This window comes from Ruminococcus sp. AM31-15AC, assembly GCF_003462045.1.
Lineage (GTDB): Bacteria > Bacillota > Clostridia > Oscillospirales > Ruminococcaceae > Hominimerdicola > Hominimerdicola aceti.
This window is the reverse complement of record NZ_QTYG01000002.1, coordinates 1-19,922: the sequence shown is the minus strand read 5'-3', so window position 1 is coordinate 19,922 and position 19,922 is coordinate 1. Positions and strand designations below refer to the sequence as shown.

Here is a 19,922-nt window from a genome sequence, read left to right as displayed (position 1 = left end):
TGGGAGGAGTGAACATTAATGAAAAAGGCTGCTGATTATATCGCAGTAAGCGCATTTTTTGTAATAGTCATAATGTTTGCGGCATATACTCTCGTGATGGGCAGACATGGATCTGAAAGTGAAAAGGCAGACAGTTCAGATATAAGACATAATGCTCATACCTATGTTAGCAGTAATTTTCCTCTAAGCTCAAATTGGAAGTCGCTCAGAACGACCATGTTTGTGATGACTGGTAAGAAAAATTTTGATAATATCTATATCCTTAAAGATCGTCTTGTAGAGATCACAGATTTTGATAAGGACAGGCTTGATAAAAATATCTCGCAGATAAATGATTTTTCAGAAAACACAGATACACCTGTATATGTTATGTTAGCTCCGACTGCCGCAGGTATCTATTCTGCTAAGCTGCCTGCTTATACTTCAAACACAGACCAGCGTGAAATGATAGATAATATCTATTATGACTTAGACAGCAGGATAGACACTATAGATACGTTTTTTCCTATGTATCTGCAAGAAATAATTACGTTTACTATCGTACAGATAGAAAGTGGACTTCCTTCGGGGCATATTTTGCCTATGCAGACGGCATAAAAGAGCTGGGTTTTGAGCCGGTCGCTCTGTCCAATTACGATCAAGAATATACCTCAAATTCTTATTATGGGGGACTTTACAGTGAACTTTGCTATAACAGCATAGGCGCAGACAGAGTGAACATCTTCCGTTCAAAGTATAAGACTACTGTGGATTCTGTGGAGCTTTACAGAGGAGATCAGGTGCTTACCTCAAAATCTGTTTATTTTAGATCTGCACTGAAAACAGCAGATAAAACTGCTATCTTCCTGCAAGGTGACAACTTTACTAAGGCAACGGTCAAGACAACTGCAGAGGACGCACCAAAGCTTCTTATCATCAAAGGAAGCTATGCCAATACCCTTGTGCCGTTTCTTACCCCACACTACAGCGAGATAACCTTGGTAGACCCTGACAAGCTCAAAGAGGAGGGCAAGACCCTTTCTGACGTGGCAGATACGGGTGCATATGACCAGATATTATTTATGTATGACTGCGACCAGTTTGCAGATGAAACAAATTTTGACCTGCTCAAATAATATGGGCTATGTACTTGAAAAAATGGAGCAGGTGTGATATAATAAAGAAAATGCCGTACAAGGAATGTGCGGCATAATGTATGTCTGAATATTTGAGAGGGTGTTTGATGTGAGTGAGCAAAAAAACAGACTTGATCTTATTGATCTTAATGACTATCCCGTATCTTGGTGGCTGAAACTTCTTGATCTAGGTCATAAGATAGTTCAGGATCCTGCCGCCTACAGCGAGGCTTGCAAGGGCAAGATAATGGGTACTCTTTTCTATGAGCCGTCAACAAGAACGCAGATGTCTTTCCAGACCGCTATGCTCCGTCTTGGGGGAACGATAATAGGCTTTGACAATCCTGCCACTTCTTCCGTTGCAAAGGGAGAGAATATCAAGGATACCACAAAGATAGTTTCCGGCTATGCCGATATCATGGTAATGCGTCACCCTACCGCTGGATCGGTAAAGGCTGCGGCACTCACTGCTGATTGCCCCGTTATCAACGCAGGCGACGGCGGACACCTCCACCCGACACAGACACTTACAGACCTGCTTACACTCAGAGAAGAAAAGGGCAGACTTGATAACCTGACCATAGGCTTCTGCGGTGACCTTAAAAACGGCAGAACAGTTCATTCCCTTATTAAAGCAATGGTGTGTTTTCCAAACAATAAGTTCATATTAGTTTCAACTTCTGAGCTTGCTTTGCCTGTGTATGTAAAGGATATCCTTGAAGCGGCAGGCATGGAGTACAAAGAAGTTACCGACCTTGAAGAGGTTATCGGTGAGCTTGACGTGCTATATATGACAAGAATACAGAAAGAGCGTTTTGCTTCTGAGGAGGAGTATCTGGCTCAGAGCGGAAATTACATACTCGATACAAGAAAGCTTTCAATGGGAAAGCCTGACCTTATCGTGCTTCACCCTCTGCCAAGAGTTGATGAGATAGCTATCGAGGTGGACGACGACCCGAGAGCAATGTATTTCAAGCAGGCAAAATACGGTATGTATATCAGAATGGCACTCATACTTACAGTTATAAACGGCGATGGTGCTTCGCAGCCGCTTATGAAGGGCAGAGTGCATAAGCACATTGATTGTTCAAATCCTAACTGTATCACTCACCACGAAAAGTATCTGCCACATTGGTTCAAAGGCGACGGCACAACGCTTGTTTGCGAATATTGTGACGAGAGAACATTGGTGGAATAAAATAAGAGCTTAATGGGGTAAACAAAGGCTGTGTGTCAGTCTTTGCTTGCCCTTTTTTATTGTGCAGATAGCGTATATTAATAGCCTTGTGATATGCAAAATCGTTAAAAGTAACGAAATCCTTACAATATGGTAACAAACAGTCTTGAAATAACGTTGAGCGTGTGGTATAATTAAAATGGATAAATTTTTTACAGGAGCTTTGATCTAATGAATACACTTTCAGATGAGGAGTTTGAACAGATCTACGGACGAAAGCCTGTCAGAAGGGTGAAAAAGAAAAAAATATACTGGAACAGAATTATTATTGCTTTGATAATACTTATCGGCATTGTGACTGGTCTGGTAAAGCTGACAGTCTTGGTAGTATCAAAGATCAAAGGAGACGATACGCAAAAAACAAACAAGGTATTGAATAATACATCTTCTGTCGCTGTGAAGGAGGACGCTTCTTCTGCTGAGGATAAAAAAGACGAGCCTGCGAAGTATTCTAATATGGACTTTACAGTGTGTGTTGACGCAGGTCATGGTGATTATGACGGCGGCACAACTGACGCCTCAGGAAAAAGATATGAAAAAGACGATAACTTAAAGGTCGCACTTGAGGTGCGGAAATATCTTGAAAAATACGGCGTCAATGTGGTGATGATAAGAGATGATGACTCTTTCCTTGAGCTTGACGAAAGATGTGCAAAGGCAAATAACGCCAAGGCTGATATGTATGTTTCACTTCACCGAAACAGCTATGACGGTGATATTTCGGGCGTTGAGGTTTGGGTGAACAATTCTGAGCCTGAATATGATACAAAGCTTGCACAGAATATACTTGATGGTCTTGAAAAGGTAGGTATATCTGAAAATAGAGGAGTACAGTATGGCTACGTTGGCAATTCCGGTGTAAACTACTACATAAATGCTGACACTGTTATGCCAAGCTGTCTTGTGGAGCTTGGATTTATAACCGAGGATATCGACAATAAGCTTTTTGACGAACACCTTACCGAGTATGGACAAGCTATTGCTGACGGTATAGTTCAGACAGCTGTTGATGTTGGTCTTGTTGATGAAAGTGGCAAAAGACTTATGTCTGAGCAGCTTATCTCACCTGAGAAGCCTGTGAACAATAAGGATTCTTCTTCTGCGGTTGACGCTATGACACAGCCGATGCAGACGGACTCTTCTGCTGACATTTATAATACTCAGGAAAACGAGTGGTATTGATAACAAAAAATAAAAGCGAACACAGTTCGTTTCTGCTAATGCAGAGAAAGCGTGTTCGCCTTTTTGTTGTTAAAGCTCTTTTCTGATGAGTTTGAATTTCTCAAATTCTTTCGTCAGGTCTGCCAGAACGTTTTCAAGACCCTTTTCAGAGTATTCTTCGTGATATTCTGCCACAAAGTCTGTTACCTCTGTGACGCACTTTGTGCCATACCATACTCTGACATAAAGCTCTTTTTCATCGCCGAGAATAGGGTCTATGCGGTAGCTGAAATTGGTGTAATTGCTGCCAGACCAGGTGTTTTTTTCTTCAAAATAGTGAAATGTGGGTATATCAAAATAACCATGGAGCATTGCATATTTTCCTTTCAAAAATCATTCGTTTATGATATTATAGCATATCACTGTTCCTTTTTCAAGCATTTAGTCTGCTTCTTAATTAAATTAGCCTAAAAAACGTTTACAATTTTGTTAGGAATGTATATTGGAGAATTGTTCAAAATATGTTATAATTGATAACGGTATGACTATTTCAGCGGTATGCTGTCGCAGAAAGGATAAGATCTATGAGCATTACAATAAAAGATGTTGCCAAGGAAGCCGGTGTTTCAGTGGCGACAGTGTCAAGGGTTCTCAACGGAAGCTGTAACGTATCAGATGAGTCAACAAAAAAAGTCAATGAAACTATTGCAAGGCTCAACTATTCTCCGAATTTTCTGGGAAGAAATCTTAGAAAGTGCGAAACGAATGTTATTCTTGTAATTATGCCGACCTCTGAACATTCCCTTTATTCAAAGATAGTCATGGGTATGCAGGAATATGCAGGAAAAGTCGGATACGATATCATAACCGCAGTTTCCTATTCAACCTCGACCGCTGAAACAAGGCAGATGAATATGCTTTTTAACAGAACTGTTGACGGTGTTATCCTTCTTGGCACTCAGTATGACGCAGCTTCGCTTAATAAGCTCGCAGAGAATTATAACGTTGCTCTGTGCTGTGAGGGCGTGGAGGGCGCAAATGTGCTTACTGTCGCTGTTGACGATGAACAGGCTGCGTTTGACGCTGTCGCTGCTCTTATCAAAAAGGGTCATAAAAGGATAGGCTTTATCGGAACGAACTCTGCGGCTATCTCCTCCACTGCAAGAGAGAACGGCTATATAAGAGCATTAAAAGAATATGGCATAGAGATAAAGAATGAATATATCTATAAAGAGTCCTATGACTATGACTGCGGAGGCAGAGCGTTTGAATATTTCAATGCACTTGATGAGAAGCCTACGGCGATTTTCGCTGTGTCAGACTTGCTTGCTATCTCTGCAATGCACAAGGCAATAGATATGGACATTGATGTGGGCAAAGATGTCGCCATAATGGGATTTGACAATATATCCATGTGTGAGTGGATAATCCCTACGCTTTCAACGGTTGAACAGCCTTGCTCAAAAATGGGCGAGCTTGTTGTGGCAAAGCTTATTGAGAACATGAATAAGACTACTAAGGATAATCATTATTATACTGTTGACCACAGGATAATTCTAAGAGAGTCAACAGGCGACTAATTACTTTCGTAAAAATAGATAGGGGAGAAATAAGGCAGTTTTTCCGTAAAAACTGCCTATTTTCTGTAAGAAAGGATTTTTTAGGGCATGGAGAAATTTACAAAAATACTTGAAACGATAGATGGCTATGTCTGGGGCATACCGCTTATCGTACTCATTATGGCTGTGGGAATATTCCTCACCTTTAGGCTAAGGCTTCTTCAGATATTCCACCTGCCAAAGGCTTTGAAATTTATGTTTCAGAACGAAAATGGTGGCAAAGGCGAGATATCGAGCTTTGCAGCACTATGCACCGCACTTTCCGCAACCATAGGTACGGGAAATATCGTCGGCGTTGCAACAGCCATCGGTGTGCTTTCAGGCGGACCTGGAGCGCTCCTCTGGATGTGGATAGCGGCACTCCTTGGTATGGCGACAAAGTATTCCGAGGGTTTTCTTGCTATCAAATACCGACGTATGGACGCTGACGGACACGTTTGCGGCGGACCATTCTATTACATAGAATACGGCATGGGTAAGAAGTGGAAGTGGCTTGCAAAGGTATTTGCGTTCTTTGGCGCTTGCGTTGGACTTTTTGGTATCGGAACTTTCTCTCAGGTGAATGGTATCTCATCGGCAGTTCAGGCTTTCTTTGATCCTAAAAAGGAACATACAGTGAATATTTTGGGTGCTGACTATACATTGGCTGTTATAATCTCTGGACTTTTGATAACTGTTTTTGCCGCACTTGTTATTATCGGAGGCATAAAGAGGATCTCAAGTGTTTCTCAGGTAGTTGTGCCTTTTATGGCGGTCGTTTATATAGTTGCCTGCCTTTCACTTATTGTTATAAACATTCAGAGGCTCCCTCACGCTGTCGCTCTTATTTTTGAACAGGCATTCAGCTTCAAGGCTGTCGCAGGCGGATCTCTTCCTACAATATTCATTGCTATACAAAAGGGTGTTGCCAGAGGAATTTTCTCAAATGAGTCAGGTCTTGGTTCGGCACCTATCGCAGCCGCAGCAGCTCAGACAAAAGAGCCGGTAAGACAAGGTCTTGTTTCTATGTGCGGCACATTTATCGACACTATCATTGTATGTACTATGACAGGTCTTGCTATCGTAATGATGGGAAGCTACGAGGCTATCAACCCAGTAACAGGCAAGCCTTTTGAGGGCGTTGAGGTCACAAATCACGCTTTCCAGAACGGCTTCTCGTTCCTGCCGTCAATGATACCTGCATTTATTCTTATGGTCTGCCTTGTGTTCTTTGCTTTCACAACTATCCTTGGCTGGAACTATTACGGTGAAAGGTGTATGGAATATCTTTTTAACAGCAACATGAAGGTGGTCATGGTCTACAGATATCTCTATATCCTCGCTGTATTTATCGGACCATATATGACGGTTTCTGCCGTTTGGACGATCGCTGATATTTTCAATGGACTTATGGCACTGCCAAACCTTATAGCGTTGCTTGCACTTAGCGGTGTTATCAGTAAGGATACAAGGCGTTATGTGGCGAAGTATTCCAGAGCAAAACGTATTAACAAGCTGGTAAGAGCGTAGATATCGCATTTTATATAAAACGGAGATCTTATGGCTTGATCTCCGTTTTTTTGTCTAGTCTTAATCACCAAAAAAATGAATGATTATTTGTTGAAATCACCAAAAGTATTTAAAAGAATGTAACAGTGATTGTAACTTTGTTGACAACGATTACATTCGGTGATATAATAGCTATGTAAGAATCAAGGAAACGTTTTCTAATGAAAACGATCCGTTACGGAGGTTATATATAATGAAAAATTCCAAGCGTGTTATTGCCGGTGCAATGGCTCTCTTGTCAGCGGTGAGCGTAGCTTCATGCGGCAGCTCATCAGGCAGCGATTCAAGCAGCTCTTATGTTGATAAGGTAAAGGTAGCAAGCACCGACGATATTGCTACTATCCCTGATGGTTCGGAAAAGGAGTTGGAGTGGCTTTCTTATTTTGACATAAACCCAACTAAGAAAGAGCCGGAAAAGAGAACCGACCTTACTCTTTTTGAGGAAAAGGGCGGTAAGATCAAGTATTCTCAGACATCATCAATGAACAAGTATGATAAGCTCGCAGCAAGACTTATGTCTAACGATCCACCGGATATGTTCTGGTATGAGCAGTCTATGACATTCCCTGCAAACTGTATCAAGGAAATGTTCCAGCCTATTGATGATATCGTTGATTTCGACAGTGCTATGTGGAGCGATGTCAAGAATGTTGCAGAGCAGTTCACTCTCAACGGCAAGCACTTTGTTGCACCTATCAACTTCCTGCCAGGTTCTGTTATCACATATGATAAATCTATGATCGACGCTGCCGGTCTTGATGATCCATACGAGCTTTATCAGAATGGCGAGTGGGATTGGAACGCATGGTATGACATGATGTCAGAATATGTTGAGGGCGCTGCTGCTGACGAGGAGAGATACGGCATAAACGGTTGGTTCGCACCATTTATCTTCCAGTCAACAGGTAAGACTCTTATCACATATGACGCTGATAAGGATGAGTATGTTTCAAATCTTAACGACGCTGACTTTGTAAGAGCATCTGATATGCTTTATGATATCGCAAAGAATGGTATGTACTATCCTGATTGGGTAGGACAGGCAGGCGACGCATTCAAGAAGAATATCCTCTTCTATGCAATGGGTCCATGGGCTTCTACCGGTACACATTCACCAAAGGACGGCGACAATTGGGGCGTAGTTCCAATGCCAAAGGATCCTAACTCTGATACGCTTTATACAACTATCGACATGAATGCGTATATGTGGGTAAAGGGTTCGACAAAGAATGACGCTATGAAGTGCTGGCTCGAGTGTGCAAAGATAGTTTATACTCAGGATACATATAAGGATATCGAGAAGGAGAAGTTCTTTGTAAACAATCCTAACTGGACAGAAGATATGTATAACGTAGCTTACGTTGACCTTGTTACAGACAAGTTCACTAAGATATTTGACCCTGGTTATGGTATCTCCACAACTCTGTCAGATAATGACGCTGCAACAAATGATACTAAGGAAGCTGTTATTCCTTATCTGTATACTTCAGTTATGAAGACAGATGAGAATGGCTCACAGTATACATGGACACAGCTCAAAGAGCAGTATAAGGGTACTGTCGATTCAGAACTTAAAACTCTCAACGAGCAGTATCACGCATATTTGGAAAAGAATAAGTAATATAACTTGCCATATAAAGACGGACGGAATTTATTTCGCCCGTCTTTTTGTTGTAATGTCAGAAAAAATGTGATATAATCATAGAGTACATTAAGATTTAATTAAGAATTATGTTGAGCTGTTTTTAAAGAATGTGGCTTATAATAATAAACGTAAAAGAAAGGATCGTGCCGATATGGAGATAAAGGAGCCTGTAATCCTTGTTGTAGATGATGATAAAGATATAGTGGGAGCTATCGCAAAGCTGCTTGAAATGGAGGGCTATAAGGTAATAAAAGCCTATGACGGTCTTGAGGCTTTGGAGAAGCTCACTGAGAACAGCATACAGCTTATACTCATTGACGTCATGATGCCTAAGCTGGACGGACTTTCTACAATGATGAAAATAAGGGCAACGGAGAATATCCCTATACTTGTGCTTTCCGCTAAATCTGAGGATACAGATAAGGTGCTTGGACTTTCAATGGGCGCTGACGATTACATAACAAAGCCTTACAACCCTATGGAGCTTGTGGCAAGGGTAAGAAGCAACCTGAGAAGATATATGCAGCTTGGCGCTATCGACACGGCAAACAAAACGGATATTATAGAAATAGGCGGTCTGGAGCTTGACACTAAGGCAAAAAGCTTAAAGGTTGACGGAGAACCTGTCAAGCTCACCGCCACGGAGCTTAAAATTCTTGAGCTTCTTATGAAAAACGCAGGCAGGATATTTTCTGCCGAGGAGATCTATTCTAAAGTGTGGAACGAGGACGCTTATGCCGTTGAAAACACGGTAATGGTACATATTCGTCACATCAGAGAGAAAATTGAGATAAACCCTAGAGAGCCGAAATACTTGAAGGTGGTGTGGGGAATTGGCTATAAAATCGAGAAAATTTGAGAAGGCAGAATGGTTTAAGATATTCTCAGCTAAAAAGATGAGAATTATAGCATTTGTGCTTGCCTGCGTTATTGCAGGCGGCTTTTGCTTGTCTTTGGTGCTTTATGCTAACAGCCATGCTGACAGCAGCAGTAAGTCTTATCTTAAATCAGAAAGCTATAAGCTGGCTTCCAATGAAATGTATGAGGAACTGTGCGTTACAGCTTCGGCTTATCTCAGATATGTTGATGAGGATCGGAATTACACCCAGTCTAGACACTTGCTCAATGACTATCTGAATTATCTTGATTACAACCGCTATAAATACAAAAAGACAGAAGACGGTATACGGCTTGTAGACAGTCAGTTTGATTACTATGTGGGGATTACTCAAAATGGCGAAACAAGATATCTGTCAAATATAAAAGATATAGAAAATTATGACAGCGAAACAGATAAGATAAAAGCTTTTAAATCATCGCACAAAAACTATATACTCCGACGTGATAACGAGGTAATGAGCGACAGAACTTCATCAGGACAGATAGTTGACTACTATTACAATACAGCGGAGTATCAGGATAACGTGACAGAAGAGTTTTATGCCGACAATCTTGTGCCCGTAGGAGGAAGTTATTATGATAACTACGGCAGATATTTTTACAACTACGGCAATTATGATCCAATAGCTTTCTATAATGTAGACTCAAGATATAATGTTATTAAAGGTCTTGATTTGAAAAACGGTCTGAAATATTCCGACAGGCTTGAAGATGAAGAAATTGGTGACGATTATGACACTGATGACGGCAATGAATACTATGACTATGACAACGGCATATATTATTATGAGGACGATTACGGAAACACATGGGCAAAATGTGAAAACCTCTATGACCTGCCTGATTACAAAGCGACAGACAATGACGATTCAGGTATAACGGTATTCTTTGCACCGAAAGCTGAAAAGCTTACGGCAATGGAAAAGGAATACACCGAGGCTTTGAATGATATGTATCGTGCCAAGCTTTTTGTGATCGTTTTTGGCGTTATTGAATTTATACTTGTGTGCTATCTGCTCCTGATCTGTGCATATAATGCAGAGCCTGAGAGCGTTGAACGCTGGAAGCAAGGCAATTTTCTAAAAAAAGTGCCAACGGAAGTTTACCTTATCCTAATGGCATTGGCTATTACATTTGCTTTTGTATTTGGCGCCTGCTGGAATTATTATGTGAGCATCACAAAAAATATTTTTGACAATGCTTTGGCTAATTCCGTTTTCAGAAATATCCTTGCTGTAGCGTTGTTTGCCTTGGCATATTTTGCAGGCTTCGGCTCGCTTATGGAGTTTGTTGGCAAGATAAAGACAAGAAGAATATTCAAAGAAAGCCTTATTTGCAGGGCATGCAAATTCCTATGGCACAAGTACAAGGAAACATCACTGTATCAGTATTTCCATGGGCTGCCACTTGGAGTGAAGCTTTCAATAAGAACATTAACGATAGGTGTTTTGGTAATTGGAGAATTCATTATTTATTATGATGCAGAAATTCGGCTAATTGTATTTGTGGTATTATTGATACTTATTATATCTGTTTTTCGTGATTTCTCGCAGCTTTCAAAGCTAAGCAAACAAATAGACAGCCTTGGCGAGGAAAAGCCTTATGAGTGCAAGATAAGAAAAACTTCGGCTGTTTACGCAGAATATGAAAAGCTCAACTCAGTACAGGATAAGGTTAGAGAGTCGGTAGAGCAGCAGATACAGTCTGAGCGATTGAAGATAGAGCTTGTGACTAACGTTTCACATGACCTGAAAACGCCGCTGACTTCTATTATCAGTTATATAGACCTGTTGAAGAAAATGGATCTTGACGAGGAAGCTTCGAGTTATGTGAAGATACTTGATAAAAAGGCGCAGAAGCTCAAAGGCATTGTGTCTGACGTTTTCAGCATAGCAAAAGCCACAAGCGGCGTTGATGTAAACCTAACTAAGCTTGATTTTGTGATGCTGTTAAATCAGTGCATCGCAGACGCAGAGGACAAGATAGCTGACAGTGGCAAGATAGTAAAGATAAACATAAATGCCGACAGCGCAATGGTAATGGGCGACGGTGACAAGCTTTACAGAGTATTCCAAAACATTGTTGACAACGCTTTGAATTACTCTATGGACGGCACAAGGATATTCCTTGATGTGTACAAAAAAGCGGACAGAATAGTATTTGCCGAGAAGAACATTTCGGCAACGCCGATAAACTTCACAGAGGAAGAGATACTTGAAAGATTTGTGCGAGGGGATAAGTCACGAACAGACGGCGGAAGCGGTTTGGGATTATCCATATCAAAGAGCTTCACGGAAGCCTGCGGTGGTATCTTCAATATCGAAATAGACGGAGATATGTTCAAGGCGATAGTAGAAATGCCGATAATTCAGGAGGATACGGCAGAGAAAACCGATGACAAAACGGAATAGCGTAAATAAAAATAGCGGTGCTTTGAGTTGCACCGCTATTTTTAATGTCGGAAAATGTAGATAAAAAAATTAAAATATACCAATATTTTTTGACAATTTGTTGAAATTTATATACTAATATGTTATAATATAGAAATAAGGTGATTTTAGCGGGCGGGAAGTGACATAATGAACTTTACAGAACAGATACTGTATTCACTAATGGCGAAAACAGGCAAAAATTCGTCTGAATGGCTGCCACTTTTGCAGCATTTGCAGGATACGGCAGATATCATGAGCTGTCTGTGTGATGAATTTCTGTCACCATCATTTGCAAAGGCTTGCGGATTAGAGGAGAATGAGTTCAAAAAGTTAGCTATTTTTCTAGCAGCAGTTCACGATATCGGCAAAGCAATAGTGGTATTTCAATATAAAATAGGTGATAAACTTCCTGAGAGAAAGTCTGCACTTGAAGCGTCAGGAATCAATTTTGACGTTTCTTATGATAAAGAAAAAGCCAAACAAACTCCTCATGCATTTGCAGGTGAGGAGATTCTTAATTTGTTGGGTTGCCCTGAATGTGTAAGCACTGTTGTTGGCTCTCATCATGGTGTACCTGCTGAGAGCGTACAGGATTTGTCATGGCCGCAAGAGGATATAGCTTTCTATGAAAACTATTATGGACGTGACAAAGAAAATATTGAAGTTTTGCAGGATATTTGGCAGACGATATTTGATATGGCACTTGATTATGCAGGCTTTTTAGATGTTAGTGAGTTGCCGGATATAGACCGTTCGTCGCAAATGCTTTTGAGTGGTATGTTAATAATGGCGGATTGGCTTGCAAGCAACACTGAGCTTTTTCCTCTTTTGTCAGTGGAGGACCTCAAACCTGACGACAAGCTGAGGGCTGAACGCGCTTGGGCAAAGCTTGATTTTCCGCAGATGTGGAATACTGAGAGATCGGTAATATCTAATGAGGACTTTAAAGAAACTTTTGGTTTTGAACCACGTTCGGTGCAGTCAGAGGTCCTTAAAATAGTTGAGAATTCGGAAAATCCGGGAATATACATATTTGAAGCGCCAATGGGCTGTGGCAAAACAGAAACATCACTTGCGGCAAGCGAGATATTGGCATCGAAGTGCGGCAAAAACGGCGTGTTTTTTGGACTTCCAACTCAGGCAACTGCAAACGGCATTTTCCCAAGAATACTCAGTTGGGCTGAAAAACAATCTACAGAACTTTATCATTCTGTTCAGCTCAACCACGGAAGCGCAGCACTCAATTCGCTGTTTCAGAACATACAAAGGGGCATACCGCAGGAGGAAAGCGACAGCGGATTAATTATCCACAACTGGTTTTGTGACAGCAAAAAAGCGTGCCTTGCAGATTTTGTGACGGCGACAGTAGACCAAATGCTCATGCTTGCATTGAAACGAAAACACGTTATGCTCCTTCACCTTGGATTGTCAGAAAAGGTCGTTGTCATCGATGAGGTCCATGCTTATGACGCATACATGAGCGAGTATCTTGAAATGGCTTTGCAATGGCTTGGAAGCTACAACACCCCCTGTTATCCTGCTGTCGGCAACGCTGCCCTCAGCAAGACGAATGTCACTTGTCCGTGCCTATCTTGGAATAAAAAAGTCTGATGATAGATTTGAAAAAGAGCAGGGCTACCCTCTGCTCACATGGACAGACGGCAAAGATATCCGCCAGCAAAGATTAAGCTATGACGGAGCGCACAAAACTGTGTCAGTCAAGACCTGCGTTAGTGATGATGTTGTGCAGCTTGTGAAAAATGTAACAGAGAATGGTGGCTGTGTAGGTGTTATAGTAAATACCGTAAGACGTGCCAGATGTTCGCCGAGCTTTTGCAGGATAATGCAAAAGTGCTTTTGTATCATGCTCAGTTCGTGCTTCCTGACCGTGCTAAAAAGGAGAAACAGCTTGTTGACCTTGTCGGCAAAAACAGTACGCCTGAAAGCAGGAGCAGTCTTGTGGTAGTTGGAACGCAGGTGCTTGAACAATCACTTGATATTGATTTTGATATGCTCATTACAGATATGTGTCCTATGGACTTATTGTTGCAGCGAATGGGCAGACTTCACAGACATGAACGTGGAGTGCGGCCTGATACAGCAAAAACGCCTGTCTGCTATGTTATTACAGATGAGTATACAAATATGGAATCAGCGTCAAGAAAAATATACAGCCATTGGCTTATCAATAAAACGGCTGACACTTTGCCCGACAGCATCACTCTTCCTGACGATATCTCATCACTTGTTCAAGAGGTTTATAGTGCTACGAGTGATGAGTGTTATGATAAGTATATAAATGAGCAAAAGAAAAGCAAGAGCAGGGCTGACTGCTTTAGGATAAGTAAGCCAAAAGGAAAAAGTATCCATGGACTGCTTTCAAAGCCTGTTGAAACTGGTGATGAACAGCTTGCACAGGCGGCTGTGCGTGACGGAATCTCGTCATTTGATGTGCTGTTGATGCAGCTAAGTGCTGATGAGAAAATTCATTTTCTGCCTGACCAATATGGCGGTGCAGAGGTATCAGAGTGCCCTGATGATGAAGAATGTCGCCGAATAGCTGAACAGAAGCTTCGACTTCCGACAATGTTTTGTCAGTCATGGAATATAGATAAAAATATAAGAGAACTTAAAAACAACTGTATGAAGTATATTGCAGGTTGGCAAAATTCCCCGTGGCTTAAAAACCAGCTTGTATTGTTTCTTGATGAGGACCTTAAAGGTGAGCTGAACGGATATGACCTTCATTACAGCTTTGAAAAAGGTCTGGAATTTACTAAGAAGGAGGAATGTGAATGAACGAAACAGAGTTTAATCTGCTTGATGAGCCGTGGATAAGAGTAATGGACGACAATTGTCAAATAAAAGAGGTGTCACTAACAGATGCACTTTTGAATGCGCATAAGTATAAGGCTCTGAAAGGCGAAATGCCTACGCAGGATATAGTTATACTTCGTCTTATGCTTGCCATAGTGCATACTGTCTTTTCAAGGGTAGATGCCGACGGCAATGAAGCAGAGCTAGAGGAAGAGGACGATGCGGTGGATAGGTGGGAAAGCCTATGGAACAACAGAAAGATTCCCGAAAAGCCCGTGAGAGAGTATTTTGAAAAGTGGCATGAACGCTTTTGGCTCTTTCATCCTGAAAGACCATTTGGGCAAATGGCCGGGCTGACTTATGGCACAGAATATGGTGCGTCAAAGCTTAATGGCGAGATATCAGAAAGTGGCAACAAAACTAGGATATTTTCTGCATATTCAGGCGAACAGAAAAGCCACCTTACATATGCTCAGGCGGCTAGGTGGCTTTTGTACGTCAACTCTTTTGATGACACATCAGCAAAGCCTACCAAAGAGGGTAAGGCAAGAGCAGGCGGCAAACTGCCGTCACCAGGCGCAGGTTGGCTCGGAAAACTGGGAATAGTGTATCTCAATGGTAAAAATCTTTTTGAAACGCTTATGTTAAATCTTGTGCTCATCAATAATGATAACGTTGAAAGTGAAGAACACCCTCTGTGGGAACGTGATGTTCCGCCTACATCTGAGCGTAGAGAGATACCTTATCCTACAAATCTTGCCGAGCTTTATACTTTGCAATCAAGGCGTATGCTGTTGAAGCGTGAGGAAAATTATGTTATCGGCTATTATCTTATCGGCGGCGATTTTTTCGCAAAGGAAAATGCCTTTGTCGAGCCTATGACAGTTTGGAGAACACCTAGCAAGGCTAGTGATCCTTATAATCCTAAAAGGCACGATTCAGCAAAGCAAATGTGGCGTGAGTTTTCTGTTTTGTATGATAATGCAGATAATAACCATGTTGCAGGCATAATCAAATGGTTTAAGTTTATATCTTCAAAAGTCAAGTTGCCTATCATGAATACAGCTATAGTGTCTGTGCAGTATGGCGACAAAGACTTCTTTGTTCAGAACGTTTTCGGTGATTCCCTAGAAATGAACGCACAAATACTATCAGAAGTAGGCAGGGGTTATCGTGAAGAAATAAAGTTTGAGATAAGCAGATGTGAAGAACTTGCGGATAAAATAAGCAGGCTTGCAGGAAATCTTTATCTTGTCTCAGGAGGAACGAGCGGAAGTAAGACAGCTCCTGATAAAACATATCGAAGCACAAAAACAAACGCCAAGTCACAGCTATACTACCGCCTTGATATTCCTTTCCGCAGTTGGCTTTCTTCCCTTGACCCGGAAAATGATGATAAGCAGGAAAAGTTTGAACAGTGGCAGGATATCGCGAAGAGGATAACCCTTGATCTTGGCAGTGAGCTTGTTGCGGCAGCAGGTGACACCGCAATGGTGGGACATAAGATAGATAAGACTATCTATTCTGCCCCAAAGGTTTACAACAGTTTTCTGCGTGATGTTTCAAAGATATACAAGGAAATTTAATGGTTTTTAAAGCGAGGTGAAAATATGGAAGAAGTAAAGCTCGTAAGAGAAGAAATGTACAAAAGAGTGCAGGAGCTTATCAGACAAAAAGGCACTAGCGGTGGAAGAGCTGCATTAGCAAATCTCCGCCGTGGAATAGGCAAAAAGCCGGGTGAAATGCCTGAATTATGGGGGGTGTTTCTAAATAAAATGTCGCCTGAACTTTTCAGCAGAACAGGAGAGCCAAGCAGATCGGAGTGGGCAATATATATTTCGCTGACTATGTTTGCACTTCATCAGCAGGGAAGTTCGGAAACAGTTCATTGTGAGGGAAGATCCCTTGGAAGTGCAGCCGCTGATCTTATGGAAGAGAAAACTGATGAAAACAGAGAACGTATCATGCGCAGATTTGGACCTGTTGTCACGGCCAAAGATATGCCTGAACTTTCACATCATATAAGAGGTCTTGTACAGCTTTTTAAGGCAAAGAGCGTAAAGCTCGATTACGTCAGACTTGCAGAGGATCTGTATTGGTTTCAAGACACTAACAAGAGGAAAAACGTCCAGCTTAAATGGGGCGAGGATTTTTATCGTGAAAAAGGAGAAGATTTATCATGAGTATTTATGTTGACATACACGTTTTGCAGACCGTACCGCCAAGCTGTGTAAACCGTGATGATACGGGTAGCCCTAAGACAGCCGTTTATGGCGGAACAAGGAGAGCAAGAGTTTCATCACAGGCTTGGAAGCATGCTATGAGAGGCGACTTCAGAAAAATATTTGCTACAGAAGAACTTGGCGTTCGCTCCCTTAAAGTGGCAGCACTTGTTGCTGATGAGATAGCCGCAATAGACAGCACTATGAGCGAAAAGTCAAGAAACAAGAAGGCAGCTGAAGCTCTTAAAGCTGCAGGAATAGGTACTAAATCCACCAAAGATGATGATTTAGAAAAGACGGACGCATTGTTCTTTATGAGCAACAAGCAGGCAAAAGAGATAGCAAAACTTGTGTGCGACGGCGAAGAAGATAAAAATGCTTATAAAAAAGCTCTGAAAGATAATCCGTCAGTAGATATCGCATTGTTCGGAAGAATGGCAGCAAGTGACCCTACGCTCAACTATGATGCCGCTGCACAGGTGGCTCATGCTATTTCTACACATACTATACAGAACGAGTATGATTATTTCACTGCAGTTGATGACCTTCAGGACAATGACAACGCTGGTGCAGGACACCTTGGAACAGTAGAGTTCAATTCCTCAACTCTTTATCGCTATGCCAACGTGAATGTGACAGAGCTTTCAAAGGCACTTGACAATTTGTATGATGCAGTTGATGTTGTCAAGAAGTATGTTGAAGCGTTCGTACGCTCAATGCCTACAGGTAAGGAGAACACTTTTGCAAACCGTACTTTCCCTGACGCTATTTATGTGACCGTTCGTAATGACCAGCCTGTTAACCTTTGTGGAGCTTTTGAGAAACCTGTCAGAGCTTCTGAAGATGGCTATGTTGCCGAGTCTGAGAATAAACTTGTGGAATATGCTGGAAAGGTATATGATGATTTTGCTGCTAAGCCATTGGCTGCTTTCTGCGTTGGTGACAAGTTGGCAGATATTGCCGAAAAGATGACATTTCCTGAGCTTCTTGAGCGTCTGGAAGCATATCTTCGTGAGCAGACAGCAGAGGCGTAAAGGCAATGGCAGTATTATTGCTAAGACTTGCTGCCCCATTACAAGCGTGGGGCAGCAGTTCAAAATTCATTGTGCGTTCAACAGAACGTGAGCCTACCAAAAGCGGCGTTATTGGCATGATAGCGGCGGCTCTTGGTATCCAGCGTAATGACGATCCGCAGAAGCTTGTGCCGCTTACAACGCTCCGTTTTGGCGTTCGTGCCGATAAGGAGGGCGTTTTGCTTAAAGATTTTCATACTGTGCAAGTACCAGGAGAAAAACATCCTGAAGTATCATATCGTTATTATCTGTCAGACGCAGCGTTTCTTGTCGCACTTGAAAGTGATGATAAATCATTGCTGGAGAGTATAGCTTCTGCACTGCAAAAGCCTGTTTATCCGCTGTATCTTGGACGAAAGTCCTGTCCGCCAACTTTGCCTATCGTTCTTGGCGTTAAGGACGAGGATATTCTTACGGCACTAAAGACTGAGCCATATCTTTATAAGAACGCTCACCGAAAAAGCGTGCGCATTTCCTATGAAGTCACATCAGGCGGCGCAATGGTGCAGGATATTCCGCTGTCATTCTCACAGCTCCACAGAAAGCACGGCTGGCGAATGAAACGTGAAGAACTTATTGCTGTGGATAGCAACCCAGAGCATGACGCCTTTTCTGAATTGTGAGGTGCAGTATGTATTTAACAAGAATAAAATTAGATATGACAAAAACAAATACAATGAAGGCATTGGTATGCCCAAGCAGATTTCATGGAGCTATCGAAAGTGCTGAGTCTGACGGCAGAACAAGGAAGCTTTGGAGAATAGACGAGCTTGGCGGAGAGAAGTATTTGCTCATATTATCAGAAAAAGAACTTGATTTTTCAAATGTTTCAGATCAATTCGGAGCAGAAAGACCTCAAACCAAATGTTATGATACATTACTTGACAGAGTTAAAAATGGCGGTAAATGGCAGTTTCGTTTGAAAGCAAACCCTGTTATACATAAGAAAGATACTAATTCCCACAGAGGTCGCCCTGTCGGACTTATAGGAAATAAACAGCAGGAAGAATGGCTGAAAAAGCAGGCTTTGAAAAACGGCTTTTCTCTAGAGGACGGAATGTGGCTGGTAACAGAGTTTAAGTGGTATGATTTTAAAAAGGGCGAGCGTAGAAACCATGTGAGAATACTTTCTGTAACATATGAGGGCGAGCTTACAGTAACAGACGAGAAACTTCTTAAAGTTGCACTTACTAATGGTATCGGCCGTGAAAAGGCTTATGGCCTTGGAATGCTGACGATCGTCGGAGTAAGATAATGGCACAACAAAATGGGATAGAGAAGCCAGATCCCCATGCACTGCCCACAATAAGCGACAGAATGACGTTTATTTATCTTGAACATTGCAAGGTAAGCCGTGAAAACGGTGCAGTCACCGCCACAGATCTTGACGGAACAGTGTATATCCCTGCGGCAGCCATAACAGTGCTGCTGTTGGGACCCGGCACTCTTTTCCCCGCATACGCGGGGGTGATCCCGAGCGGTTTTATAAAGCTGAAAAGGCTATCGCTTTTCCCTGCATACGCGGGGGTGATCCTACAATGGCTCTCTGTGCGTTGTAATAAGACCTTCTTTTCCCCGCATACGCGGGGGTGATCCCTGGGTGGACTATGAAAATAAAAAATACTATCACTTTTCCCCGCATATGCGGGGGTGATCCTGACTAATACTTTTAGTACACTAATTAGGTGAGGTATCATTATGAATGAAAAAACAGAAATTATATATTGACGAACTGGCAGAAAGCCAAGGGGTAGCATTTTCAATTGCAGTTGAGCAAGGTTTTGACCTGTGTTCATTTGCAAATATGTTTATGCTATCAGATGCAAGGAACCATATGGACAATGGTTCTGCATACTGGATGACAATGACACCAGATATAATGATTGATAAGCTTAGTATGAACTCTGTAGACAAGGCTACTATGAACTACGGTAAAACAATGGCTGAGTGGCTTGGTGAACTTTATGCAAGATACCAGTACTATACAAATATACCAAGTTCAAAAATAGTAAAAATCATAACACCAGAATTTATATGTAAAAGGTACAATGTACTGCATGATTTAGATATGGGCGTTGTAGTTAAGAAGTTATCAAAATCATTTGATAAACAGATATAATCATATAAAAATAAGTAACTGGAGGTAGGTAATA

At 41.7% G+C, this 19,922-nt stretch carries 18 protein-coding genes, 1 pseudogene and 1 CRISPR repeat array; of the genes and pseudogenes, 18 read left to right on the top strand and 1 reads right to left on the bottom strand.

Annotated features, from left to right (window positions below):
* Positions 1–18 precede the first annotated feature (18 nt).
* From DW793_RS00915 to DW793_RS00900, 4 genes and pseudogenes are all read left to right on the top strand, one after another.
* Positions 19–597 carry a hypothetical protein gene (locus tag DW793_RS00915; RefSeq protein WP_118156804.1) on the top strand — a complete coding sequence of 193 codons (579 nt, stop codon included), beginning with the start codon at positions 19–21 and terminating at the stop codon, positions 595–597.
* Positions 570–1,115 (top strand): annotated as a pseudogene (locus DW793_RS00910) (DHHW family protein); the annotation flags it as partial. The gene DW793_RS00915 and the pseudogene DW793_RS00910, both read left to right, overlap by 28 nt.
* A gap of 109 nt (positions 1,116–1,224) precedes the next feature.
* Positions 1,225–2,313 (top strand): aspartate carbamoyltransferase, encoded by a 1,089-nt coding sequence (pyrB, locus tag DW793_RS00905; RefSeq protein WP_242989571.1) that lies wholly within the window; start codon positions 1,225–1,227, stop codon positions 2,311–2,313.
* A gap of 210 nt (positions 2,314–2,523) precedes the next feature.
* Positions 2,524–3,534, top strand: a complete 1,011-nt coding sequence (locus DW793_RS00900) for an N-acetylmuramoyl-L-alanine amidase family protein (protein WP_118156802.1) — start codon at positions 2,524–2,526, stop codon at positions 3,532–3,534.
* Positions 3,535–3,603: 69 nt separating this feature from the next.
* Here the strand turns inward: DW793_RS00900 and DW793_RS00895 are convergent, their stop codons facing one another.
* Entirely contained in the window at positions 3,604–3,903 is a 300-nt protein-coding gene (locus DW793_RS00895) for a hypothetical protein (protein ID WP_242988917.1), read from the bottom strand.
* Positions 3,904–4,097: 194 nt separating this feature from the next.
* On the opposite strand from DW793_RS00895, the gene DW793_RS00890 reads away from it, so the two are divergent.
* From DW793_RS00890 to DW793_RS00830, 14 genes are all read left to right on the top strand, one after another.
* On the top strand, positions 4,098–5,093 hold the full coding sequence (locus tag DW793_RS00890; protein ID WP_117923106.1) for a LacI family DNA-binding transcriptional regulator: 996 nt from the start codon (positions 4,098–4,100) through the stop codon (positions 5,091–5,093).
* A gap of 87 nt (positions 5,094–5,180) precedes the next feature.
* Positions 5,181–6,641, top strand: a complete 1,461-nt coding sequence (locus DW793_RS00885; protein ID WP_118156801.1) for an alanine/glycine:cation symporter family protein — start codon at positions 5,181–5,183, stop codon at positions 6,639–6,641.
* A 232-nt stretch (positions 6,642–6,873) separates the two neighbouring features.
* Positions 6,874–8,301, top strand: a complete 1,428-nt coding sequence (locus DW793_RS00880) for an ABC transporter substrate-binding protein (RefSeq protein WP_118156800.1) — start codon at positions 6,874–6,876, stop codon at positions 8,299–8,301.
* 175 nt (positions 8,302–8,476) lie between these two features.
* Entirely contained in the window at positions 8,477–9,184 is a 708-nt protein-coding gene (locus DW793_RS00875; RefSeq protein WP_117876516.1) for a response regulator transcription factor, read from the top strand.
* A complete protein-coding gene (locus tag DW793_RS00870) occupies positions 9,159–11,636 on the top strand; it encodes a sensor histidine kinase (RefSeq protein ID WP_118156799.1) in 2,478 nt (825 codons plus the stop codon). The genes DW793_RS00875 and DW793_RS00870 overlap by 26 nt, the downstream gene beginning before the upstream one ends.
* A 168-nt stretch (positions 11,637–11,804) precedes the next feature.
* Positions 11,805–13,268, top strand: coding sequence for a CRISPR-associated endonuclease Cas3'' (locus DW793_RS00865; RefSeq protein ID WP_118156798.1), 1,464 nt, complete (start codon positions 11,805–11,807; stop codon positions 13,266–13,268).
* Complete coding sequence (locus DW793_RS14505) at positions 13,228–13,623, top strand: hypothetical protein (RefSeq protein WP_181988257.1); 396 nt, start codon at positions 13,228–13,230, stop codon at positions 13,621–13,623. The genes DW793_RS00865 and DW793_RS14505 overlap by 41 nt, the downstream gene beginning before the upstream one ends.
* Positions 13,509–14,456: a J domain-containing protein gene (locus DW793_RS00860; RefSeq protein ID WP_181988256.1), complete on the top strand. Its 948-nt coding sequence runs from the start codon at positions 13,509–13,511 to the stop codon at positions 14,454–14,456. The genes DW793_RS14505 and DW793_RS00860 overlap by 115 nt, the downstream gene beginning before the upstream one ends.
* Positions 14,453–16,060, top strand: coding sequence for a type I-E CRISPR-associated protein Cse1/CasA (casA, locus tag DW793_RS00855; protein ID WP_118156796.1), 1,608 nt, complete (start codon positions 14,453–14,455; stop codon positions 16,058–16,060). Before DW793_RS00860 ends, casA begins: the two co-directional genes overlap by 4 nt.
* 24 nt (positions 16,061–16,084) lie before the next feature.
* Entirely contained in the window at positions 16,085–16,657 is a 573-nt protein-coding gene (gene casB, locus DW793_RS00850; RefSeq protein WP_117927104.1) for a type I-E CRISPR-associated protein Cse2/CasB, read from the top strand.
* Complete coding sequence (gene cas7e, locus DW793_RS00845; protein ID WP_118156795.1) at positions 16,654–17,730, top strand: type I-E CRISPR-associated protein Cas7/Cse4/CasC; 1,077 nt, start codon at positions 16,654–16,656, stop codon at positions 17,728–17,730. Before casB ends, cas7e begins: the two co-directional genes overlap by 4 nt.
* A 5-nt stretch (positions 17,731–17,735) precedes the next feature.
* Entirely contained in the window at positions 17,736–18,392 is a 657-nt protein-coding gene (gene cas5e, locus DW793_RS00840) for a type I-E CRISPR-associated protein Cas5/CasD (RefSeq protein WP_118156794.1), read from the top strand.
* Between the two features lie 8 nt (positions 18,393–18,400).
* The gene (cas6e, locus tag DW793_RS00835) at positions 18,401–19,024 is read left to right on the top strand and encodes a type I-E CRISPR-associated protein Cas6/Cse3/CasE (RefSeq protein WP_118156793.1); all 624 of its coding nucleotides are present in this window, start codon (positions 18,401–18,403) and stop codon (positions 19,022–19,024) included.
* 191 nt (positions 19,025–19,215) lie between these two features.
* Positions 19,216–19,426: a CRISPR direct-repeat array (repeat unit 28 nt; unit sequence CTTTTCCCCGCATACGCGGGGGTGATCC).
* A gap of 45 nt (positions 19,427–19,471) precedes the next feature.
* Positions 19,472–19,888 carry a hypothetical protein gene (locus tag DW793_RS00830; RefSeq protein ID WP_118156792.1) on the top strand — a complete coding sequence of 139 codons (417 nt, stop codon included), beginning with the start codon at positions 19,472–19,474 and terminating at the stop codon, positions 19,886–19,888.
* Positions 19,889–19,922: the final 34 nt, after the last annotated feature.

Excerpts from the sequence above, each read along its gene's own strand:
- cas7e (WP_118156795.1), top strand. The coding sequence starts at position 16,654 with ATGAGTATTTATGTTGACATACACGTTTTGCAGACCGTACCGCCAAGC.
- cas5e (WP_118156794.1), top strand. The coding sequence starts at position 17,736 with ATGGCAGTATTATTGCTAAGACTTGCTGCCCCATTACAAGCGTGGGGC.
- DW793_RS00890 (WP_117923106.1), top strand. The coding sequence starts at position 4,098 with ATGAGCATTACAATAAAAGATGTTGCCAAGGAAGCCGGTGTTTCAGTG.
- cas6e (WP_118156793.1), top strand. The coding sequence starts at position 18,401 with ATGTATTTAACAAGAATAAAATTAGATATGACAAAAACAAATACAATG.
- casB (WP_117927104.1), top strand. The coding sequence starts at position 16,085 with ATGGAAGAAGTAAAGCTCGTAAGAGAAGAAATGTACAAAAGAGTGCAG.
- casA (WP_118156796.1), top strand. The coding sequence starts at position 14,453 with ATGAACGAAACAGAGTTTAATCTGCTTGATGAGCCGTGGATAAGAGTA.
- DW793_RS14505 (WP_181988257.1), top strand. The coding sequence starts at position 13,228 with ATGTCACTTGTCCGTGCCTATCTTGGAATAAAAAAGTCTGATGATAGA.
- DW793_RS00880 (WP_118156800.1), top strand. The coding sequence starts at position 6,874 with ATGAAAAATTCCAAGCGTGTTATTGCCGGTGCAATGGCTCTCTTGTCA.
- DW793_RS00830 (WP_118156792.1), top strand. The coding sequence starts at position 19,472 with ATGAAAAAACAGAAATTATATATTGACGAACTGGCAGAAAGCCAAGGG.
- DW793_RS00900 (WP_118156802.1), top strand. The coding sequence starts at position 2,524 with ATGAATACACTTTCAGATGAGGAGTTTGAACAGATCTACGGACGAAAG.
- DW793_RS00875 (WP_117876516.1), top strand. The coding sequence starts at position 8,477 with ATGGAGATAAAGGAGCCTGTAATCCTTGTTGTAGATGATGATAAAGAT.
- DW793_RS00865 (WP_118156798.1), top strand. The coding sequence starts at position 11,805 with ATGAACTTTACAGAACAGATACTGTATTCACTAATGGCGAAAACAGGC.
- DW793_RS00885 (WP_118156801.1), top strand. The coding sequence starts at position 5,181 with ATGGAGAAATTTACAAAAATACTTGAAACGATAGATGGCTATGTCTGG.
- DW793_RS00915 (WP_118156804.1), top strand. The coding sequence starts at position 19 with ATGAAAAAGGCTGCTGATTATATCGCAGTAAGCGCATTTTTTGTAATA.